The sequence below is a fragment of the Erwinia aeris genome (assembly GCF_041224955.1).
In the GTDB taxonomy this organism is placed as follows: Bacteria; Pseudomonadota; Gammaproteobacteria; order Enterobacterales; family Enterobacteriaceae; genus Erwinia; species Erwinia aeris.
The window spans coordinates 402,045-422,605 of the sequence record NZ_JBGFFX010000001.1; the positions used below are offsets into that span (position 1 = coordinate 402,045).

Genomic DNA, 20,561 nt, shown 5'->3' on the forward strand with positions numbered 1-20,561 from the left:
TTACTCGTTCACCGGTTGAGGGACTTTGGCCCATTCATCGAGCGTGGCAACCGTCTCCGCCAGCAGCGTGGCAAAGGCGGTATCGTGGGCAAGCGGGCCAAACAGCGCCTCGTCGGCGGCAAAACGTGCGAGCGCGTCCGGGCTTGCCATGATGCGGTGCCAGCTTTCTGCTTCCAGCGCGCCATCCTGATAGACATAAGGAAGCTCGCCGCGATGCCAGCGCTGTAAAAACAGGAAAAAAAGCGCGGGCAGCACCGCCGTAGCGCGAGGCGTCTCGCCACGGGCGTAGCATTCCGTCAGGGTCGGCGTAATAAATCCCGGGATTTTTGACAGGCCGTCCGCCGCGACTCGCTGGTTGGTATCGCGGATATAAGGATTGGCAAAGCGGGCCAACACTACGTCGCGGTATGCTTCCAGCTCAAGCGGGCTGGGCGACAGCGAGGGAATAACGTCCTGGGTCACATACTCCCAGGCCATCTCTTTGATCGCCTGGGTCTGCGTGCTCTGGTGAATAAAGTCCTGTCCGACCAGCGTCCCTGCCCAGGCGATGCAGCTGTGGCTGGCGTTAAGAATGCGGATTTTTGCCTCTTCCCACGGCAGAACGGAGTCGACCAGGGTCACGCCGACCTTCTCCAGTGCAGGTCGTCCGGCGGCAAAGTTATCTTCAATCACCCATTGAATAAAGGCTTCGCCCATAACCGGTGCGCTGTCGGCAAAACCGGTCGCTTCCAGCACGCGCGGGGCGATATCCGCCGTCGGGCGCGGAGTGATGCGATCCACCATCGTATTGGGCGAGGTCGTCTGCTCCGTTACCCACGCCAGCAGCGCATCGTCGTGACATAAACGCAGAAAAGCGAGAAAGCCCTCACGGAAACGCTCGCCGTTATGCCGCAGATTATCGCAGTTTAACAGCGTAACCGGCTGACCGTGCGCCTGCATTCGCGCCTGCAAAACGCGGCGTAACGCGCCATAAAGCGTGCGCGCTTCGCCCTGCAAATCTGCGGTAATATCAGGGTGACGCGGATCGAGACGGTGGTCGCTGTCCAGGTAGTAGCCGCTCTCGGTGACGGTAAAGGCGATCACTTTCGTGGCGGCGTCTGCGCCTCGCGCAACCATAGCCGTCAGCCCGGCGTCCCACGGGACGATATGTTTGATTGAGGTAATTTTCTCATACTGACGTTCGCCTGTTGGGGTGACCGTTTCCAGCACGTATTCGCCGTTTTGCTGCGTCAGGGCATTCAGCAAGGGCACGGCATCATCGCGAATATTGCTGAGCGCGATTTCCCAGCGCGGGCCGTCCTGCTGCAACAGACGATGCAGATACCAGGCCTGATGGGCGCGATGAAAAGAACCGGCGCCGATATGTAACCAGACAGAGGGGGAAGCAGCGGTCATCATTCTCTCCTGTAAATGGGCTTTTGCTCTTGTGTTGAGCTTTTGCTTAGTTGCGTTACAGCCTGGTGAATTTTTTACCAACGATCTGCGGGAGCGATCACAAAATTTGCTTTTGCCCGTCAATCGGGCAATTATTCGGATTGGGCTTAAGGAGTGGGATATCACAATGAGCAAGCACGACAAAAAGCTGGATCTGGCGGCCAGAGCAGCCTGGATGTATTACGTGGCGGGAGAAACCCAGCAGGATATCGCTGAAAAACTTGGCGTATCGCGTCAGGTAGCGCAGCGGCTGGTGGCGCTGGCGTCAGAACAGGGGCTGGTGAGCGTCAGCGTCAATCATGCCGTGGCCGACTGCATGACGCTGGCGCAGCAGCTACAGGAAAAATTCAGCCTGGCGTTTTGTCAGGTAGTGCCGTCTGGCAATGTGGAAGGCGGCGGCTTACAGCAGATGATTGCCGTAGCGGGTGCGGAAGTGATGGCGCAAACGCTGAAAAGCGAGCAGCCGCAAATTGTCGCGGTAGGATCGGGAAGAACCCTGCGGGCCACTATCAACGAGCTGCCAGAGCTGGACAGGCCGCAGCACAGCTGCGTTTCGTTGATCGGCGCTATCGCCAGTGACGGCTCCTGCACCCGTTATGATGTGCCGCTGTGGATGGCGGAAAAAACGCAGGGACGCTATTTTATCCTGCCCGCGCCGCTGTATGCCGACAGCGTCGACGATCGCGATTTGTGGTGCAATCATCGCATCTACCGCACCGTTACGGAGAAGGCCGCCCAGGCGGATATTATGTTTGTCGGCATTGGTCAGGTTTCGCCGGGCTGCCCGCTGAACGCGGATGGCTTTATCAGCGACGATGAAGTGACCACGCTGTTGGCGGATCGGGTGGCCGCAGAGATGCTTGGCCATTTTATCGGTGAGGAAGGCGAAAGAGCGGCAACCGCTCTGGACAGCCGTTTGACCAGCGTGCGGCTGACGGCCCATACCCAACGCAATATCGTCGCCTTTGCGGGAGGCAGCGAAAAGCATCGGGCGATAGCCGCCGTGCTAAAGGGCGGTTGGATCAGCGGGCTGGTCACCGACGAGGCGAGCGCACGTTATGCGCTGGCGGCGTCCGCCTGAAGTTTTGCCAGAGCGGCCCGGTGAGGATACCATTACACTATCCTTAATCGTGGCCACCGGGGAACCTGTATCATGAGCTTTAATGATGAAGACCTGTTTAAAGACGCGATGGAAGACGTTACGCCGCTCAAGGATTGCAGCAACATTCTTTGGTTAAAATCCCCTTCGACGAAATCGCCTCGCCAGCGCCAGGAAGAGCAGCAGCTGGATAATCCGCTGACCAGCGGCTTTTTGACCGTTATCCCCCGGGAAACGCCGTTGGAATACAAAGCGGAGGGGATCCAGCAGGGCGTGCTGGATAAGCTGCGGTTGGGCAAATATCAGATCGATGCCAGTCTTAATCTGCTGCGTCAGCCGGTGGAAATCTGCCGTCAGTCGCTTTACAGCTTTATGCTGCAGGCGGAGCGCGAAAATTACCGCAATCTGCTGATCGTGCATGGCAAAGGCAAAGAGGATGAATCGCACGCCAATATCGTCCGCAGCTATCTGGCGCGCTGGCTACAGCAGTTTGATCAGGTGCAGACGTTTTGCAGCGCTCAGCCGCAGCACGGCGGCAACGGCGCCTGCTATGTGGGGCTACGTAAAAGCGAGCAGGCGCGCCTGGACAACCGCGAACGGCACGCCAAGCGCAGCCGCTAGCCGGAGTGGGATTTACGGATGGTCGCCATCAGCACTTCGGCGCTGCGGCTAAGGGGCGCGCCGGTACGGGTAATGATGCCAACCGGTTCGCCCGGCCCATGTGAGGCGACGGGCAGCGCGGCCAGCGCATTATGCAGCAGGTCGTCTTTGATCGCGCCGGAAGGCACGAACCAGACATAGTTATAGCGAAGCGCCAGCTGACGGGCGAGCGAGGTCGCAGAGGTTTCCACTACCGCGTCCGGCAGGCGGCAGCCGTGATCTTTCAGCATCGCATCGGCGATACGGCGCGGCGCGGTGCCCTCCGGTGAAATCACTACGGGCCAGTTAAGCGCCCGCGACAGCGTGACGTTGTCACTTAATAGCGGGTGTTCGGGCCTTACCACCAGCCGCAAAGACTCCAGAAACAACAGCTCGTAGGTCAGCCCGGTCATCATCTCCGTTTCGGCCATGCGGCCAATACCAACTTCAAATTCGCCCGCTCTCAGTCCGGCAAGCAGCACGTTGTTGTGCAGCGTAGCGACCTGAACCAGCGTTCTGGGCTGCTGCTGGTGAAAGCGTTCCAGAATTGAAGGCAGCATCCCCAGCGCTACCGTGGTTAACACGCCAATGCGCAGCACGGCCGGATCGCGCGCGGCCACGGGGCTGAGCGACTGACCGGCATGGTTAAGCGCATCCAGAATCCGCACCGCATGGGTCAGAAACTGCTCGCCCGCCGTGGTCAGCTGCGCGCCAAGACGGCCTCGCTCAAACAGTCTGGCCCCGGCCATCTCTTCCAGCTCGTTCAGTGTCTTTGACAGCGCAGGCTGGCTAAGCGACAGCACCTCGGCGGCGCGCCCCAGCGTGCCTTGCTGCGCCACGGCGACAAAAGTATGCAGATGGCGCAGACGAATGCGCTGATTAAACAGGTAATTTTTTTCCATAACTGCAGCGTAGTCAGCAAGGTGGCAGGCAGGCAAGCGGCGCGTTGGAATACTGTTAACCTTATTGCAAAATTTCATTAACATAAGGGCGTTTTTCCATCACTTTTCGCCGCCCGGAGGCAATAGCCTCATCACCTTTACTGATAAAAGCCCTTTTTTTCCTTGCGGATGCTTGCTTTTTTCGGGGAAATTGCTACGCAAACGGGTAATTCACCGGGTGAAATCGATAACAATCCGTTATGATAGCCAACACTTTTTTTCGGAACCGACGCCAGCCGCTTTGCACACTGCTGGCCATGGAGCGTTAACGTGGAGAGTATTGTTGCGACAGATGTCCGCGCCCTGATCAACGAAGGCGGCGTCACTCGTTATCAGCAACGTATTATCGCCCTTTGCTTTGCGGTAGTGGCGATGGACGGCATGGATATCGCCCTGATGGGCTTTATCGCGCCGGCGCTTAAGGTTTCCTGGGGCGTCACCACGCAGCAGCTGGGCGCTATCATCAGCGCCGCGCTGATCGGTCTGGCGCTGGGCGCCCTGTTTGCCGGCCCGCTAGCCGATCGCTTTGGCCGTCGCGTCATCATCATCAGCAGCGTTTTTTTCTTTGGCCTGTGGACGCTGGCGACCGCCTTTTCGCATAACGCCGATCAGATGATGCTGTTCCGCTTTCTTACCGGCCTTGGGCTGGGCGCGGCCATGCCCAACGTGGGCACGCTGGTGGCGGAATACTCTCCCGAGCGCAAGCGCGCTTTCATTATTACCGTGGTGTTCTGCGGCTTTACCTTCGGCGCGGCGGGCGGCGGCTTTGCTGCGTCCTGGCTAATCCCTCATTACGGCTGGCACGCCGTGCTGATTCTGGGCGGGCTGCTGCCGCTGCTGATCGTGCCGCTGTTGCTGAAATGGTTACCGGAATCGGTGCGCTTTTTGCTGTCGCGGCAGGCGCCCGTAGAGCGCATCCGGCAGATAGTTGAAAAAATGGCGCCGGGCCAGGTACAGCAGGGAAGCCAGTTCGCCATGGCGGAAAAAGCGCAGCGCGAGGGCGCGGTGAAGCTGGTGCTGACGCGACCTTATCTCTCCGGCAGCGTGCTGCTGTGGGGCAGCTACTTTATGGGGCTGTTTCTGGTCTATCTGATCGGCAGCTGGCTACCTTCGCTGGTGAAAGATATGGGCATGACGGTTACGCAGGCCGCGCTGGTGACCGCCATGTATCAGGCCGGCGGCACCGTTGGCTCGCTGTTTGCCGGCTGGATGATGGATCGCTTTAACGCCAACCTGGCGCTGGCCGCCATCTACTTTACCGGCGCTATCGCGACGGTAGCGATTGGCTACGCGCCGGCAAATACGCTAATCCTGAGCCTGGTCGCTTTTTGCAGCGGTTTCTGCCTTAACGGGGCTAATACCGGCATGAACGCGCTGTCGGCCAGCTATTATCCTACCCACGCCCGCGCGACCGGCTCCAGCTGGATGCACGGCGTAGGGCGCATGGGCGCTATTCTCAGCGCCTTTGCCGGCGCGCAGATGCTGGCGATGGGCTGGCATATTACGGAAGTTTTCTCCAGCCTGGCTATTCCGGCTGTGCTGACCTCGCTGATGCTGCTGGCGAAATACCGCTTCGGCCACCAGCGTAGCGAAGAATAGTTTCCGGCCAGCCGTCGTCATTTCGTCGTCAAACGCATGCCTGAAACGGCGCGGTAATAGCTTTCAGCCAGCCGTCGTCATTTCGTTATCAAACCGTGTCGGAAACGATGCGGTAATAGCTTTCAGCCCGCCGTCGCCATTTCGTTATCAAACCGTGTCGGAAACGGCGCGGCTTGAGCTGACTTTGGCTGTAAATATCCCCTTACGCCCTGCAAAAGAACGACGTTGTTTTCCCGGTTCTGTTGATTAGCAGGCTGCAAATTACAACATAAACTGAACGGTTTCATAAATGATAATTATTTGATTAATAATCAGAAAAATTGGAACAGCATGATCCAAATGTTAAGGAACCGTAAGCATTTTCTGTAAATGAGGTCACCTGTTGGACTTTGCCGTGGCGCTTGCAAATAATAGTCAGCAGATTACTCAGGACGCAGCAATGAAAAACGAACGCTTGATAAGGATAAGGACGGCAGAAGGGACCCTGTGCGGCAGTCTGGATAAGGACGTTTTTGTTTTCAGGGGCATACCTTATGCCGCGCCGCCTGTCGGCGAGTATCGCTGGCGATCGCCGAAGCCGGTAACGCCGTGGCAGGGAGAGCGTGACGCCACGGCATGGGGGGCGGCCAGCTGGCAGAACCGGCAATATTGCATGGCGGTGGGCGGCGGCGATCCAGGCGCGTTCAGTGAGGATTGTCTCTATCTGAACGTCTGGACGCCGGAAACGGAGCCGGCGGGCCCAATGCCGGTCATGGTCTGGATCCACGGCGGCGGTTTTACCATTGGCGCGGCAGGCCTGGCGCCCTATATCGGCCAGCCGCTGGCCTCGCAGGGCGTGGTGGTGGTTACCCTTAACTATCGGCTGGGTCATCTGGGATTTTTTGCGCATCCGGCGCTGGATAAAGAGTATGCGCCGGGCGAAGTCGTCAATAATTTTGCGCTGCTGGATCAAATCGCTGCTTTGCAATGGATACAGCGTAATATCGCTGCCTTCGGCGGCAATCCGCATAACGTGACGATCTTCGGAGAATCATCCGGCGCGCGCAGCGTGCTTTCGCTTTTTTCCTCGCCGCTTTCGGTTGGATTGTTTCATAAAGGCATCGCGCAAAGCCCCTATGCGCTGCCCGATCTACCGCGCGAAAAGGCGCTGGCAAACGGCGAAAAGCTGGCCCGCCATTTTGATTTGCCGCACGCCACGGCGGAGCAGCTGCGCGCGCTGCCTGCCGACGCCTTCTGGCCGCTGGAGAGTTCGCTGGCTAACGGCCCGGTGGCGATAGCGGGCGATCGGGTTTTACCCGTACCCATGCTGAAAGTCTTTAACAACGCCGCCCAGCACAAACTGCCGTTAATGATCGGCAGCAACAGCGATGAGGCCAGCGTCCTCAGCTATTTTGGGGTCGATCCCGCGCTGATTATCCGGCAGCTGCGCGCCACGCAGCGCCTGGGATTGCGTATGAAAATGATCCGCCTGCTGTACGACGGCCTGTATGATGACGACAAGCTCGGCAGGCAGGTGGCGCGTGATATGACTTTTACCGCCATGGGCTATATCGCCGCGCTCTCCCACGCCCGCAAAGGTATCCCTGTCTGGCGCTACTACTTCGATTACGTATCAGAAAATTCGCGTGACCTTTATCCTGACGGAACCTGGCACGGCAATGAGATCCCCTATACGTTCAATACCCTCGACGAGCTGACCACGCAAATGGGCGATCGCCCCTTTACCGCAGGCGATCGCGAGTTTGCTAAAAAGGTTAGCGGTTACTGGCTGAATTTTGCCCGCCACGCCAGCCTCTTTTCTCACCGGCTCGAAGGCGAACCCGACTGGCCGGTTTGGCAGCCTGGCGCAGACGTAATGATGCGCTTCGGCGAAACGGGCCCGACGCTCAGGCTGGAGAAAAACTTTATGCGCAGACGGATGCAGCTGTTTCGCCTGCTGATGAAAAATATTGTTAAACTTCGAGAATAATTTTTTAACATCGTCCCGCTGGATTTATAACGGATAAAAAAACAAATAACAGGCGCAGCAAGGACTTAACGCTGCGCTATGGTCAGTAACGCCCTGAATAAGAAAGAAATAATTACTCATGATTTTGTTGGCGATGCCGATAACTCCTGTCAAGCGTCCACCACGCAGGACGAGCACTCGGGTTTTAACATCGTTACGGAGTAGTTATGAATTTGCTAAAAGATTTTACCATCCGCAGCGTAATGCTGTCGATCCTCGGGCTTTTCTGCCTGCTATGGACGGCGGTGGGCATTTACAGCGTCTGCGCGCTGAATTCGCTGGGCCAGGGCAACGAGGTTGACCGTGAGCTGGTGAACCAGATGACCACCCTGAGCAAGGGCAACGATCAATATTTTCGCTTTATTACTCGTCTGACGCGCGCAGTAGAATCCCGCCAGGCGGGAAGCCCAACGGCGGCTGCGGATATGGCCTCGGTACAAAAAGCGCTGGATAACATGACCAAGCTGCTGGCCGATTTCAAAGCCGAAGCGCCAGGCCCACTGGCGCCAGGCTACGCTGCTGCCGTCATCGCCAGCTGGCAGAAACTGCTGGACGAAGGGGTTCTGCCGCAGATGCAGCTGGCGCAGCAGGCGTCGCTGGACGATTTCCGTCGTCATGCCGCCAGCGTGACGCCGCCGCTCAGCCGCGCTTTTGGCGCCAGCGTGGATAAATTCAATCTTGCCGCTGGCGAAAAGCTGGACGTGACGCGCGTCACCGTCGATCACCTGACCGATATGACTAAAATGATCATTGTTATGGCGGTGATTGCCGGCCTGCTGATCCTGCTTTTTACCGACCGCTACCTGGTAAAAATGCTGGTGCGCCCGCTGGATGGAATGCGCGAGCACTTCCGCCGCATCGCCGAGGGCGATTTGAGCCATCCGCTGGAAGATATCGGCCGCAACTGCGTTGGCAAGCTGATGCCGCTACTGCGCGCCATGCAGGATAGCCTGCGGGAAGCCGTCAGCGCCATCCGCAGCGGCACGGATAATATCTACCGTGGCGCGGCGGAAATCTCTTCCGGTAACAACGATCTTTCCTCCCGTACCGAACAGCAGGCCGCCGCGCTGGAAGAAACCGCCGCGAGCATGGAGCAATTAACGGCCACCGTGAAATTCAACGCCGACAACGCGCGTCAGGCCAGCGAACTGGCACAGAGCGCCTCAACCACCGCCAGCAAGGGCGGCAAGCTGGTAAAAGACGTGGTGGATACCATGCAGGGCATTTCCGGCAGTTCTCGCAAGATTGCGGAAATCACCAGCGTGATTAACAGCATCGCTTTCCAGACCAACATTCTGGCGCTGAACGCAGCGGTAGAAGCGGCGCGGGCAGGCGAGCAAGGCCGTGGTTTCGCCGTGGTAGCCAGCGAAGTGCGCAACCTTGCCCAGCGCAGCGCCGGGGCGGCTAAAGAGATTGAAACGCTGATTGCGGATTCCGTTACTCGCGTGAATCAGGGATCCCGACTGGTTGGCGAAGCCGGTAGCACCATGGACGACATGCTACAGGCGGTAGCGGAAGTTGTGGAGATCATGAAGCAGATCGCCTCCGCTTCGGAAGAGCAAAGCAAGGGCATTTCGCAGATTGGCACCGCCATTACCGAAATGGACAGCGTGACGCAGCAAAACGCCTCGCTGGTGGAAGAGGTTTCTACAGCGGCCAGCGCGTTGGAGCGCCAGACCGAAGAGCTGACGCTCTCCGTTTCTAAGTTCCGTCTCTCACCGGCTACAGCCGCCACGCCGTCACCGGCGCCTTACGTCAAGGCCGCGCCGATTAGCGCACGACCAGCCGTGGCGAAAGCCAGCGCCGATGACTGGGTCTCTTTCTGATCCTCGTTATGCCTTAGCCTGAAGCGCCGTGACCCGGCGCTTTTTTTATGCCTGCCGCGCGGCCAGCAGGCAAAGCTGTTCTGCTACCTGATAAGACTTCACAAAGGAGGACACCGGCAGGAATTCAAAGCGGGAATGGAAGTTATGCGCGCCGGTAAAAAAGTTTGGCGTCAGCATGCCCTTCGCCGACAGCGCCGCGCCGTCGGTTCCGCCGCGCATCGGCGTAACCTTCGCGGTAATGTTCAGCGTCTCCAGCGCGGCAAACAGCAGATCTATCGCTCGTCGATCTTCGCCGATAGCGTTGCTGATATTGCTGTAGATCTCGCTGATGCTGACCTCCACCTTGCCGGTCGGATACTGTCCGGCAATCAAGGCGGCGACCTCGTTGATTTGCTGCTTGCGTTGCGCAAAGCCCGTCAGCCCGAAATCACGGATAGAGGCTTTTAGCCTTGCCTCGCTCGCGTTTGCCGTCATCTCGTTAAACCAGATATAGCCTTCACGTCCGGCCGTGTGCTCCGGCGTCTGGCGGCGGTCAAAATGGCTGATAAAATCCCAGGCCATCAGCAGGGGATTCACCAGTACGCCTTTGCCTGACATCGGATGCGCCGGCACGCCGGTGAAGTGGATATCCGCCGACGCCGCGTTGAAATTTTCATAGACCACTTCGCCCAGCTCGCAGCAGTCAATGGTATAAGCGAAATCGACGTTAAAGCGTTTCTCCAGATCCAGCGCTTTGGCACCGCGCAGGCCGATCTCTTCATCAGGCACAAAGGCGACCACGATATCGCCGTGCGTCGCTGCGTCGCGGAGGTTTTCCAGGAGCGTCATCACGACCGTAACGGCCGCCTTATTATCGGCGCCCAGCACGCTGGTGCCGTCGCTAAAGATAATTTCCTCATGCTGATAAGGAACGATCTCCGGGTGTTCAGCCACCCGCAGCCAGATCTCCTGTTCACTGTTGAGGCAGAGATCCTGGCCTTCAAAGCGCAAAATCTGCGGGTGAATATGGGGCGAGAGGCCGACATCGACGGTGTCGATATGGGTGATAAAACCGATACGCGGCGCGCCCGGCGCCTTGCCGGGCAGGACAGCGGTAACGGTCGCGCATTCATCGACCTGCACATTTTCCAGCCGCAGGGCGCGCAGCTCTTCCGCCAGCAGGTTAGCCAGCGTCTGCTGACCGGGCGTGCTGGGCAGGCTGGTCGCGGCGGCATCGCTCTGGCTGGTGACGGCAAGATAGTGGAAAAAACGGCTGGTTAACTGGCTGGCCAGTTGCTGAGACATAGACAATCCTGTGCTTAAGAGAAGAAAAGGGCCGGGCGGCCCTGCTTATCAGCAAACGCCAAAGTCGCCGTCTTCATGGTAAAGATTGACCGAGCTGGCAGGCACCTCGATCTCTTTTTTGTCGGCATCATCCACTCTGGCACAATAAAGCGTCTCGCCTTTAACCTGCAATACCACCATCTTTGGGCCGCCGGTTTTACTTTGCACAATATCATCAGTTTTAAACATGGTATTTCTCCTGTGGTCTCCTTCTATTAACGGTTAGTAAATGAGCATTTGCAAGTGCTTCGTCAGCAAACTGCTGAAAAGTCACTATACTTACCCTTCACGCAAAGCAAACGGGAGGATATTGATGACTATTCATAAGAAAGGTCAGGCACACTGGGAAGGCGATATCAAGAAAGGTAAGGGCACTATCAGCACCGAAAGCGGCGCGCTGAAAGAACAGCCTTACGGTTTCAACACCCGCTTTGAAGGCAAGCCGGGCACTAACCCGGAAGAGCTGATCGGCGCGGCACACGCTGCCTGCTTCTCGATGGCGCTCTCGCTGATGCTGGGCAACGAAGGTCTGGTGCCGGACAGCATTGACACCACGGCGGACGTCTCGCTGGATAAAGTTGGCGAAGGCTTTAAGATTACCAAAATCGCGCTGCAGAGCCAGATCGCCCTGCCGGGCGTCGACAGCGCTAAGTTTGATGAAATCATCAATCAGGCCAAAGCGGGCTGTCCGGTTTCCCAGCTGATGAATGCGGAAATTACGCTGGATTATAAGCTGAACTAATCGGGCCCCGATACCCTGCCGCCCGGCAGGGTATTATCTCTTCTTTCTACTGAAAATCTCTTTATAGCGCGCTGGCAATGTGTTGCTAATTACTCGTTAATTAAATCTCCTCGGTAAACATCCTCTAAATACCTGGCCGATCTTAACAGCAGGTCTGTTTAATCAGCGTTATCTCCAACGCGCTATTTTATTTCGCTTCTGCCGGGGCGCGCATTCAGGATTAACCGTACCATCAGTAAGTTGTATGGATAAATATCAAACCGAATTCCCTTTGCTATTTGGATAAAACAAGGTTAATAGTGGTTTGCGGCTTGATTCCGACTCAGGCTTCACGGCATTGATATCCGGCACTGACTTAATCTTTTAATCAGGGGAGAAGGGGATGAAGCAATCGGTATTGAAAGGAGTAACAGCCGCTATGCTACTGGCAGCGGCAACGGGCGCGGCGGCCAATACGCTGGTATTCTGCTCGGAGGGATCGCCAGAAAATTTTAATCCGCAGCTTTATACGTCAGGCACCAGCGTAGATGCCAGCGCCGCGACCGTTTATAACCGGCTGGTGGACTTTAAACCCGGCACCACTGAACTTATGCCAAGCCTGGCAGAAAGCTGGGATATCAGTGCTGACGGCACCGTTTACACCTTTCATTTACGCAAAGGCGTAAAATTTCAAAGCAACCGCTATTTTCATCCCACGCGCGATTTTGGCGCAGACGACGTAATTTTTTCTTTTATGCGGCAGAAAGATCCGCAGCACCCTTATCACAACGTTTCCGGCGGCACCTACGCCAACTTTGAAAGCCTGGAGTTCGGCTCGCTGATTAAAAATATCGAGAAACTGGACGAGCACACCGTGCGCTTTACGCTGGCCCATGCCGAAGCGCCGTTTCTGGCCGATCTGGCCTGGTATTTTGCTTCTATTCTTTCGGCTGACTATGCCGATGCCATGCTGAAAGCGGGCACGCCGGAGAAGGTCGACAGCGATCCGCTCGGCACCGGGCCTTTTGTGCTCGCGCAGTATCAGAAAGATTCGCGCATTCTTTACCGCGCTTTCCCTGAATACTGGCAGGGGAAAGCGAAGCTGGACAGGCTGGTTTTCTCTATTACCCCGGATGCCTCGGTACGTCTCGCCAAGCTGACCAAAAATGAATGCCAGGTGATGCCGTTTCCCAACCCGGCCGATTTGCCCAAAATACGGGCGGACAGCAATCTGGTGGTGATGCAAAAACCCGGACTCAACACGGGCTTTCTGGCGTTTAACACGCAAAAAGCCCCGACGGATAACGTCCGGGTGCGCCAGGCGCTGGCGATGGCGATCAACAAACCTGCGATTATCGACGCTATTTTTCAGGGTACGGGCACGACGGCAAAAAATTTGCTGCCGCCTGACGTCTGGAGCGCCGCCAGCGATTTACAGGATTATCCTTACGATCCGCAGCGCGCTAAAGCGCTGTTAAAAGAGGCGGGCGTGGCGCCGGGCACCGCCATAGAGCTGTGGGCGATGCCGGTTCAGCGGCCTTACAACCCCAACGCGCGCCGTATGGCGGAGATGATCCAGGCCGACTGGCAAAAAGTGGGCATCAACGCCCATATCGTCACCTTTGAATGGGGCGAGTATCTGCAGCGCGTTAAAAACGGCGAGCATCAGGCGGCGCTGATGGGCTGGACCACCGCAACAGGCGATCCGGATAATTTCTTCGGGCCGCTGTTCAGCTGTACCGCGACGAAAGGCGGATCGAATTCGGCTAAGTGGTGTTACAAGCCGTTTGATGCGCTGATTACTGAGGCGCGCTCGGAACAGGATCATCAGAAGCGCGTGGCGCTTTACCGCCAGGCGCAGCAGATGATGCACGATCAAATGCCGGCGGTGATGATTGCCCATTCCACCATTTTTGAACCGGTACGCAAAGAGGTGACGGGCTATCAGGTTGATCCTTTTGGCAAACACCTTTTCTGGCAGGTCGATCTTAAATAGCCGCGGCTATTCGGCGCGGGAGCGGGCCATTTCAGCGCCCGTTCCCGCTGTGCTTGCCTAATTCTTCGCAGGCATAGGCAAGGAACAGATTCAGCGCCGCTGAACGCTGACGGCCGGTCACGGTCTGAACCTGCAATGTACGCTGGGTCAGCTGATCGATCCCGAGAGAACGCAGCGCCAGATCCAGCCCGGCGTATTGGAACAGCACCGTGAACGGGCTGCATAGCGTGATCGCCAGCGGGTTTTGCTGTAAAAATGCATAGAGCGTGCTGAAATTATTGCAGGTGAGTACCGGCTCGATAAAGGTGCCGTTCATCTGACAGGAGAGATCAAACAGCTGGCGCACCGTGGTAGCGCGATCGGGCAGCGCCATCGGCCAGGCGGATAAATCCTGCAGCCGGATCGACTTTTCCGCCAGCGGATGGTCTTTACGCATCACCATCAGCACCGGCGCGGGCCAGGAGCCCAGCACCTCGACGCCGCGCTCCGGATGCAGGCTGAACTGAAAAGCCACATCGCATTCGCCCTGGCGCAAAATATCCGCCACCTCCTCAACGCTTCCTACGGTCAGGTTAAAGCTGACCGCCGGATTGAGCTGACGGAACCGCGAACACAGCCCCGGCAGCAGGCTGAACGCCATGCCGTCGGTACAGGCGACGCGCAGCGCCGTGCGCCGTACCGCCTTCAGGCCTTTGATTTCCGCTTTTGCCTGCTCCATGCCCAGCAGGCTTCGCCTGACGTGACCCTCAAAAATTCTGCCCGCATCGTTAAGGATCATACCGCGCGCATGGCGCTCAAACAGCGGCGCGCCAATATCCGCCTCCAGACGCTGGATCTGACGACTGATAGCCGAAACGGCCACAAACAGCTGCTGGCTGGCGGCGCTAAGCGAACCTGTACTGGCGACGGCCAGAAAATAGCGGACTTCAGGACTAAGCATAAACCTGCCTCTTTATGGTGCATGCTGCCTGGTAGTGCAGCGAACCTTTGCTTTTGCAGCAAAGCTTGTTTGATATTTTTATAATTGTGGCAAAGCCAGATTTTAGCTTAGATGGAAGCCATAACACTATAAAAGCAAACACAGGTGACTTATGACCCTCGAGCAGCTTCTGACGCAGGCCATGGCATGGTTTGACCGCGGTGAGTTTAAACAGGTGCTGGCCAGACGCATCGCCATTCGTTCCGAAAGCCAGCGGGAGAACCGCGAGGCGGAGATCCAGCGCTACCTGCAGCAGGAAATCGCCCCGGCCATGCAGGCAATGGGCTTTGAGCTAATCGCAATCGATAATCCTCAGGCGCCGCGCTACCCGTTTCTGCTGGCCTCGCGTATTGAAGACGCCGCGCTGCCGACGCTGCTCTGCTACGGACACGGCGACGTAGTGTTCGGCGACGACGAAAACTGGCGCGAAGGGCTGGCTCCGTGGCGGCTGACGGAAGAGGGCGACCGCTGGTACGGGCGGGGCAGCGCGGACAACAAAGGCCAGCACTCGGTCAATATCGCCGCGCTCGAACAGATCTACGCGGCTCGCGGCGGCAGGCTGGGGTTTAACTGCAAATTTTTGTTCGAAATGGGCGAAGAGATCAGCTCGCCCGGCCTGGCGCAAATCTGTCGCGAAAACCCGGAACTGCTCGGCGCAGATATTTTTATCGCCTCTGACGGCCCCAGGCTGAGCGCCGAAAGGCCCACGCTGTTTCTTGGCTCGCGCGGGGCGGTAAACGTTCGGCTGAGCATCAACGCCCGCGATCGCGACTACCATTCCGGCAACTGGGGCGGCCTGCTCAGCAATCCTGGCACCCAGCTGGCGAACGCTTTTTCCTCTCTGGTGAACCAGCACGGCCAGCTTCAGGTTGCGTCGCTGAAGCCGCCAGCGCTGACGGAAGAGATCCGCGCGATCCTGAGCGACATTACCCTGCAACAGGATGTCAACGGCCCGCAGATCGATGCGCAATGGGGCGAAGCGGGGCTGACGCCTACCGAACGGCTCTATGGCTGGAACACTCTGGAGATGCTGTCCTTTCTGACGGGCAATCCGGCGCGGCCGATGAACGCTATTCCCGGCAGCGCAACGGCGGTCTGCCAGCTGCGTTTTGTGCCGGGCACCGACTGGGAAAACATTGAGCGTCACCTGCGTGAGCACCTGGCCGCAGCAGGATTCAGCCAGGTAGAAGTGAAGATGCTGCGCGGCTCGCCAGCAACCCGGCTCGATCCGCGCAATCCGCTGGTGGGCTGGGCGCTGGAGGCAATCCAGCAGGTCAGCGGCAAAAAGCCCGCGCTGCTGCCAAACCTGGGCGGTTCACTGCCGAATGACGTCTTCGCGCATATTCTGAACCTGCCCACGCTCTGGATCCCGCACTCCTATCCGGCCTGCGGCCAACACGCCGTGGATGAACACATGCTGCAATCTGTTGCGCGTGAGGGTTTGCAGATAATGACCCGGCTGCTGTGGGATCTGGGCGAGAAGGGCAGCGAACTGATTGCCAGCCACCAGCGGTTCAGGCAGCAGCAAGGAGGCGCGCAATGAGTACCTTAATCGACCAGCAGCGTTCTGTAGCGGCCACGCCCAACCTGTATAAAACGCTGTTCGCCACCTGTATCGGCAACGCGCTGGAGTGGTTCGATATTGCGATTTATGGCTTCTTCGCCAGCTATATCGCGCAGGCTTTTTTCCCCACGGCGGATCCGGCGGTGTCGCTGCTGCTGACCTTCGGCAGTTTTGGCGTTTCTTTTCTGATCCGCCCGCTTGGCGCGGTGGTGCTGGGCGCCTATGCCGATCGCGTCGGGCGCAAAAAAGCGCTGCTGATGTCCATTTCCCTGATGATGCTGGGCGGCGCTATCATTGTTCTTATGCCCGCTTACGCCACTATCGGCCTGGCCGCGCCGGTGTTGGTGCTGCTGGCTCGCCTGATCCAGGGTTTTTCCGCCGGCGGCGAATTCGGCAGCTCGACGGCTTTCCTGGTTGAGCACTTCCCGCAGCGCCGCGCTTTTATCGCCAGCTGGCAGTTCGCCACTCAGGGAGCCAGCACGCTGATGGCTTCGGCGTTTGGTCTTGGGCTGGCACACTCTCTGAGCGAGGCGCAGATGGAAAGCTGGGGCTGGCGCCTTCCTTTTGCCTTCGGCCTGCTGATTGGCCCGGTCGGGCTGTACATTCGTCGTCATTTGCACGAGCCGGAAAGCTTCAGCCGCCGCGAGAAAATTCGCTCGCCGCTTCGGCTGTTGGCAGGGCAGCAGAAAAGCCTGATGCTGCTGGCGATCGGCCTGATGATTATTTCAACCGGCATCAACTATATGCTTAACTACGTGCCGACCTACGCCACCAAAAGCCTGCATCTTTCTGCGACCACGGCCTTCAGCGCCACGCTGCTTGCGGGCATAATCCTGACGGTGGTCACGCCGCTGATGGGGCTGTGGGCGGAAAAAATCGGGCGCAGGCCGCTGATGTGGGGCTCGCTGTCGCTGCTGCTGGTAACTATTTATCCGGCTTTCGCGCTGGTGGTGAACCAGCCGACGGCGGGCAGGCTGCTGTTGCTGGTCGGCTGGTTGGCGCTGCTGAAATCGGTCTACTTCTCAGTGGTGCCGTCAATGATGGCCGATCTCTTCCCGGTGACCACGCGCGCCAGCGGTATGGCGATTAGTTACAACGTCGCTGTGACCTTGTTTGGTGGTTTTGCGCCGCTGATCTGTACGTTGCTGATTAGCGCGACCGGCACCAGCCTGGCACCGGGCTATTACCTGATGGCACTGACGCTGCTCAGCGGCTGGGCGCTACTGAAAAGTCAAACCAGGCCAGGAGAAGAACAAACGGGCGAGCGGGGTGAAGCGCTGTAGAAGCAGCCCGAAACGAAAGGTTCATGCCTTTAGTAAAAACTCTGGCAACTGGCCAGGAACAAAAGATGCGTGCCTTATAAAACCAGCCTGAAACAACGGATATGCGCCTTTCAGGCTATGTGCAGCAACCAAACGCGACAGGCGCGCGCCTTTCTAAAGCGATAAAAAGCCCGCGTGGTTATGACGCGGGCCAAACAGGGCAACGATCGATACGGCTAAGCCAACCCTGGCTTAACTGGCGGTGACCACTTTAATTGCCAGGCCGCCACGAGAAGTCTCACGATATTTAGCATTCATATCTTTTCCCGTTTCATACATGGTTTCAATCACCTTATCCAGACAGACCCGAGGCTCGCTGACGCGATAAAGCGCCATCCGTGCCGCGTTAACCGCTTTGACGGCCGCGATGGCGTTGCGCTCAATGCAGGGTACCTGCACCTGGCCCGCCACCGGATCGCAGGTCAGCCCAAGGTTATGCTCCATGGCAATCTCCGCCGCGATGCAAACCTGGGCTGGGCTGCCGCCCAGCAGTTCGGCCAGCCCGGCGGCGGCCATGGAGCAGGCGACGCCCACTTCTCCCTGGCAGCCTACTTCCGCGCCCGAAATCGAGGCGTTCATCTTATACAGCGAGCCAATAGCGCTGGCGGCCAGGATAAAGCGAGCCAGCGAACCGGCGTTGACTTCACGAATAAACTTATCGTAATAGGCAAGCACCGCCGGGATAATACCGCAGGCGCCGTTGGTCGGTGCGGTTACCACGCGGCCGCCCGTGGCATTTTCCTCGCTGACCGCCAACGCAAACATATTGATCCAGTCAACTACCGCCAGGGGATCGCTGGTGGTTTTATCGCTGCTGACCAGCGTGCGGCGCAGGGCTGCCGCACGACGCGGCACCCGCAAACGGCCTGGCATAATGCCTTCCGTAGTCATGCCGCGAGCAATGCCGTTGCTCATGACTTCCCACAACCGCAACAGGTAAGCATCCAACTCCTGCGGAGAATGTAAAGCCCGCTCGTTTTGCATCATCAGCCCGGAAAGCGACAGCCCGGTTTCGGCGCAGTGCTGGCGCAGGTCGGCGGAATTTTTATAGGGCCAGGGCACCGCAACGGCGCTTTGCCGTGGCTGATGAAAATGCGCTTCATCAACGATAAAGCCGCCGCCCACGGAATAGTAGACTCTGGTCAACAGGCGCCGGGAACCGGCAAAGGCGGTAATACGCATCCCATTTTCATGAAGCGGCAAATTCACGCTGTGAAAAACCATGCACTGCTCAAGCGGAAAGGCGACTTCGTGTTTGCCTTCAGCCAGGGGAAGATGACCCGTAGCGGCCAGCTGCTGCATAAAAGGCGCAATGGCATCAATATCGACGCTTTCCGGCAGCCAGCCGGCCAGCCCCATAATAATAGCGGTGTCGGTATTGTGCCCTTTGCCCGTCGCCGCAAGCGAGCCGTATAAATCGACAACCAGCGAGGAGGCGTCAAGGAGCAGATGGTGGGCAATTAATTCATCAATAAAAGTTTTACCGGCCTTCATTGGCCCGACGGTATGCGAGCTGGAAGGCCCGATACCGATTTTAAACATGTCGAAAACGCTAATCATAAAAACTCCGCGCGAAAAGAGAAGGCCCGGCCGATTAATTCATCAGCGAGTAAACAATGCCCGAAATGGCGACCAGGCCTGCCAGCACCACGAAAAGGTTGCTGAGGTGGCCGCGATACTGCTGCATCGCCGGGATCCTGCGGATCGCATACATCGGCATCAGGAACAGGATCATGGCGATCACCGGGCCGCCGAGCGTTTCGATAATGCCCAGAATGCTGGGATTCAGCGTGGCGACAAGCCAGCAGGTCAGCAGCATAAACAGCGCCGTCAGGCGGTTAAGCTTTTTCGGCCCGATCTCTTTTCCGACGGAGCGCAACGATTTTGCTACGATGCCGTTAAACCCCTCGCGCGCGCCTAAATAGTGTCCCAGGAAAGATTTTGTTATAGCGATCATGGCGATAATCGGCGCCATCCAGGCGATAACCGGGACGTTAAAATGATTGGCCAGATAAGAAAGAATGGAGATATTTTGCGCTTTAGCCGCGGCCAGATCGGCCGGCGTCAGGCTGAGGACGCAGCTGAAAACAAAAAACATCACCGTCAGCACCATCATGCCGTGCGCGCGTGCCAGAATGCGGGAACATTTCGGCTCGGCGTCCGCGCCATACTCTTTGCGTTTGGCGACGGCAAAAGAAGAGATAATTGGCGAATGGTTAAAAGAAAATACCATCACCGGTATCGCCAGCCAGAGCGTCAACATCAGGCTGCCTGAGCTGGTCGTAGTAAAAGAAAGCGTATCCAGCGCGGCGCTGTTCCAGCGAGGGATCAGATAAACGGCCAGCACCATCAGCGCGGCGACAAATGGAAAAACCAGCACGCTCATCGCTTTTACGATCATCTGTTCGCCAAACCGCACGATAGCCATCATCGCCACGATCAACAGCAGCGACAGCACCATACGCGGTGGGCTGATCATACCCAGCTGATGCGTCAGAAAACTCTCTACCGTATTGGTTATCGCCACGCTGTAAACCAGCAGAATAGGATAGATAGCTAAAAAATAGAGCAGGGTTATCAGCTTGCCTGCGCCGCGACCAAAATGTTCTTCCACCACTTCCGTTATATCTTCGCCGGGATTTTTACCCGACAGCACAAAACGAGTCAGCCCGCGATGGGCGTAATAGGTCATAGGGAAGGCGAGAAGGGTCATAATAATCAGCGGAATTAACCCGCCAACGCCGGCATTGATCGGCAGGAAAAGCACCCCTGCGCCGATGGCGGTGCCGTATAGTCCCAGCATCCAGACGGTATCGGTTTTACGCCACGTCGTAGCGGCAAGCGGTTCTGCGGCTGCCTGAGGAATATGCATTGTACTCTCCGGTTAAAATAATAATCTAAAAAGCTGCCAAATTATCAAAATTTAGTATGGGTTATTCCGCTCGGAGCGCGATATTAAACTACTCAGGCGGCGGCAAGGAAACTAACCTGAACGCGACGGATAAACAGTGATCCGGATCTCGCATCGGATATTAAAAAAGTCTTAACGCGCACTTTATTATTTTGCTGAGAGGGTTTGTTGAGGATTAATAATCAGGAGGGATAAAAAT

General features: G+C 57.4%; 16 protein-coding genes. 9 read left to right on the forward strand and 7 right to left on the reverse strand.

All coding sequences use genetic code 11. The features are described 5' to 3' along the window. Complete coding sequence (dalD, locus tag AB6T85_RS02015; RefSeq protein ID WP_253453980.1) at positions 1-1,395, reverse strand: D-arabinitol 4-dehydrogenase; 1,395 nt, start codon at positions 1,393-1,395, stop codon at positions 1-3. A gap of 166 nt (positions 1,396-1,561) precedes the next feature. Here dalD and AB6T85_RS02020 point away from each other — a divergent pair, with 166 nt between their 5' ends. Both AB6T85_RS02020 and smrA read left to right on the forward strand, forming a co-directional pair. After that, positions 1,562-2,515: a sugar-binding transcriptional regulator gene (locus tag AB6T85_RS02020; protein ID WP_369894684.1), complete on the forward strand. Its 954-nt coding sequence runs from the start codon at positions 1,562-1,564 to the stop codon at positions 2,513-2,515. Positions 2,516-2,587: 72 nt separating this feature from the next. Then, positions 2,588-3,154 (forward strand): DNA endonuclease SmrA, encoded by a 567-nt coding sequence (smrA, locus tag AB6T85_RS02025; protein WP_253453983.1) that lies wholly within the window; start codon positions 2,588-2,590, stop codon positions 3,152-3,154. Here the strand turns inward: smrA and AB6T85_RS02030 are convergent. After that, a complete protein-coding gene (locus AB6T85_RS02030) occupies positions 3,151-4,074 on the reverse strand; it encodes a LysR substrate-binding domain-containing protein (RefSeq protein WP_253453985.1) in 924 nt (307 codons plus the stop codon). The genes smrA and AB6T85_RS02030 overlap by 4 nt on opposite strands. Positions 4,075-4,383: 309 nt before the next feature. Here AB6T85_RS02030 and AB6T85_RS02035 point away from each other — a divergent pair, with 309 nt between their 5' ends. The 3 genes from AB6T85_RS02035 to AB6T85_RS02045 all read left to right on the forward strand — a co-directional run bounded on the left by AB6T85_RS02035 (position 4,384) and on the right by AB6T85_RS02045 (position 9,546). Further along, entirely contained in the window at positions 4,384-5,712 is a 1,329-nt protein-coding gene (locus AB6T85_RS02035) for an MFS transporter (RefSeq protein ID WP_301251694.1), read from the forward strand. A gap of 439 nt (positions 5,713-6,151) precedes the next feature. Continuing rightward, a complete protein-coding gene (locus AB6T85_RS02040) occupies positions 6,152-7,681 on the forward strand; it encodes a carboxylesterase/lipase family protein (protein ID WP_369894685.1) in 1,530 nt (509 codons plus the stop codon). A 206-nt stretch (positions 7,682-7,887) separates the two neighbouring features. Next, positions 7,888-9,546 carry a methyl-accepting chemotaxis protein gene (locus AB6T85_RS02045; RefSeq protein WP_369894686.1) on the forward strand — a complete coding sequence of 553 codons (1,659 nt, stop codon included), beginning with the start codon at positions 7,888-7,890 and terminating at the stop codon, positions 9,544-9,546. Positions 9,547-9,591: 45 nt separating this feature from the next. Here the strand turns inward: AB6T85_RS02045 and pepT are convergent, their stop codons facing one another. Together pepT and AB6T85_RS02055 are read right to left on the reverse strand one after the other, a co-directional pair. Continuing rightward, entirely contained in the window at positions 9,592-10,830 is a 1,239-nt protein-coding gene (gene pepT / locus AB6T85_RS02050) for a peptidase T (protein ID WP_369894687.1), read from the reverse strand. A gap of 48 nt (positions 10,831-10,878) precedes the next feature. Continuing rightward, positions 10,879-11,058 (reverse strand): GDFGVC terminal motif YodC-like protein, encoded by a 180-nt coding sequence (locus tag AB6T85_RS02055; RefSeq protein ID WP_125287631.1) that lies wholly within the window; start codon positions 11,056-11,058, stop codon positions 10,879-10,881. A gap of 124 nt (positions 11,059-11,182) precedes the next feature. Here AB6T85_RS02055 and AB6T85_RS02060 point away from each other — a divergent pair, with 124 nt between their 5' ends. Together AB6T85_RS02060 and AB6T85_RS02065 are read left to right on the forward strand one after the other, a co-directional pair. Then, a complete protein-coding gene (locus AB6T85_RS02060) occupies positions 11,183-11,611 on the forward strand; it encodes an OsmC family protein (RefSeq protein WP_125287630.1) in 429 nt (142 codons plus the stop codon). A 418-nt stretch (positions 11,612-12,029) separates the two neighbouring features. Further along, entirely contained in the window at positions 12,030-13,586 is a 1,557-nt protein-coding gene (locus AB6T85_RS02065) for an ABC transporter substrate-binding protein (RefSeq protein ID WP_369894688.1), read from the forward strand. A 31-nt stretch (positions 13,587-13,617) separates the two neighbouring features. Here AB6T85_RS02065 and AB6T85_RS02070 read toward each other — a convergent pair whose 3' ends face one another. Next, positions 13,618-14,526 carry a LysR family transcriptional regulator gene (locus AB6T85_RS02070; RefSeq protein ID WP_301251701.1) on the reverse strand — a complete coding sequence of 303 codons (909 nt, stop codon included), beginning with the start codon at positions 14,524-14,526 and terminating at the stop codon, positions 13,618-13,620. Between the two features lie 151 nt (positions 14,527-14,677). On the opposite strand from AB6T85_RS02070, the gene AB6T85_RS02075 reads away from it, so the two are divergent. Both AB6T85_RS02075 and AB6T85_RS02080 read left to right on the forward strand, forming a co-directional pair. Continuing rightward, positions 14,678-16,108, forward strand: a complete 1,431-nt coding sequence (locus tag AB6T85_RS02075) for a M20 family metallopeptidase (RefSeq protein ID WP_253453999.1) — start codon at positions 14,678-14,680, stop codon at positions 16,106-16,108. After that, positions 16,105-17,412 carry an MFS transporter gene (locus AB6T85_RS02080; RefSeq protein ID WP_253454001.1) on the forward strand — a complete coding sequence of 436 codons (1,308 nt, stop codon included), beginning with the start codon at positions 16,105-16,107 and terminating at the stop codon, positions 17,410-17,412. The genes AB6T85_RS02075 and AB6T85_RS02080 overlap by 4 nt, the downstream gene beginning before the upstream one ends. 231 nt (positions 17,413-17,643) lie before the next feature. Here the strand turns inward: AB6T85_RS02080 and AB6T85_RS02085 are convergent, their stop codons facing one another. Continuing rightward, positions 17,644-19,011 (reverse strand): L-serine ammonia-lyase, encoded by a 1,368-nt coding sequence (locus tag AB6T85_RS02085; RefSeq protein WP_369894689.1) that lies wholly within the window; start codon positions 19,009-19,011, stop codon positions 17,644-17,646. Between the two features lie 34 nt (positions 19,012-19,045). Further along, positions 19,046-20,323: an HAAAP family serine/threonine permease gene (locus tag AB6T85_RS02090; RefSeq protein ID WP_369894690.1), complete on the reverse strand. Its 1,278-nt coding sequence runs from the start codon at positions 20,321-20,323 to the stop codon at positions 19,046-19,048. Positions 20,324-20,561: the final 238 nt, after the last annotated feature.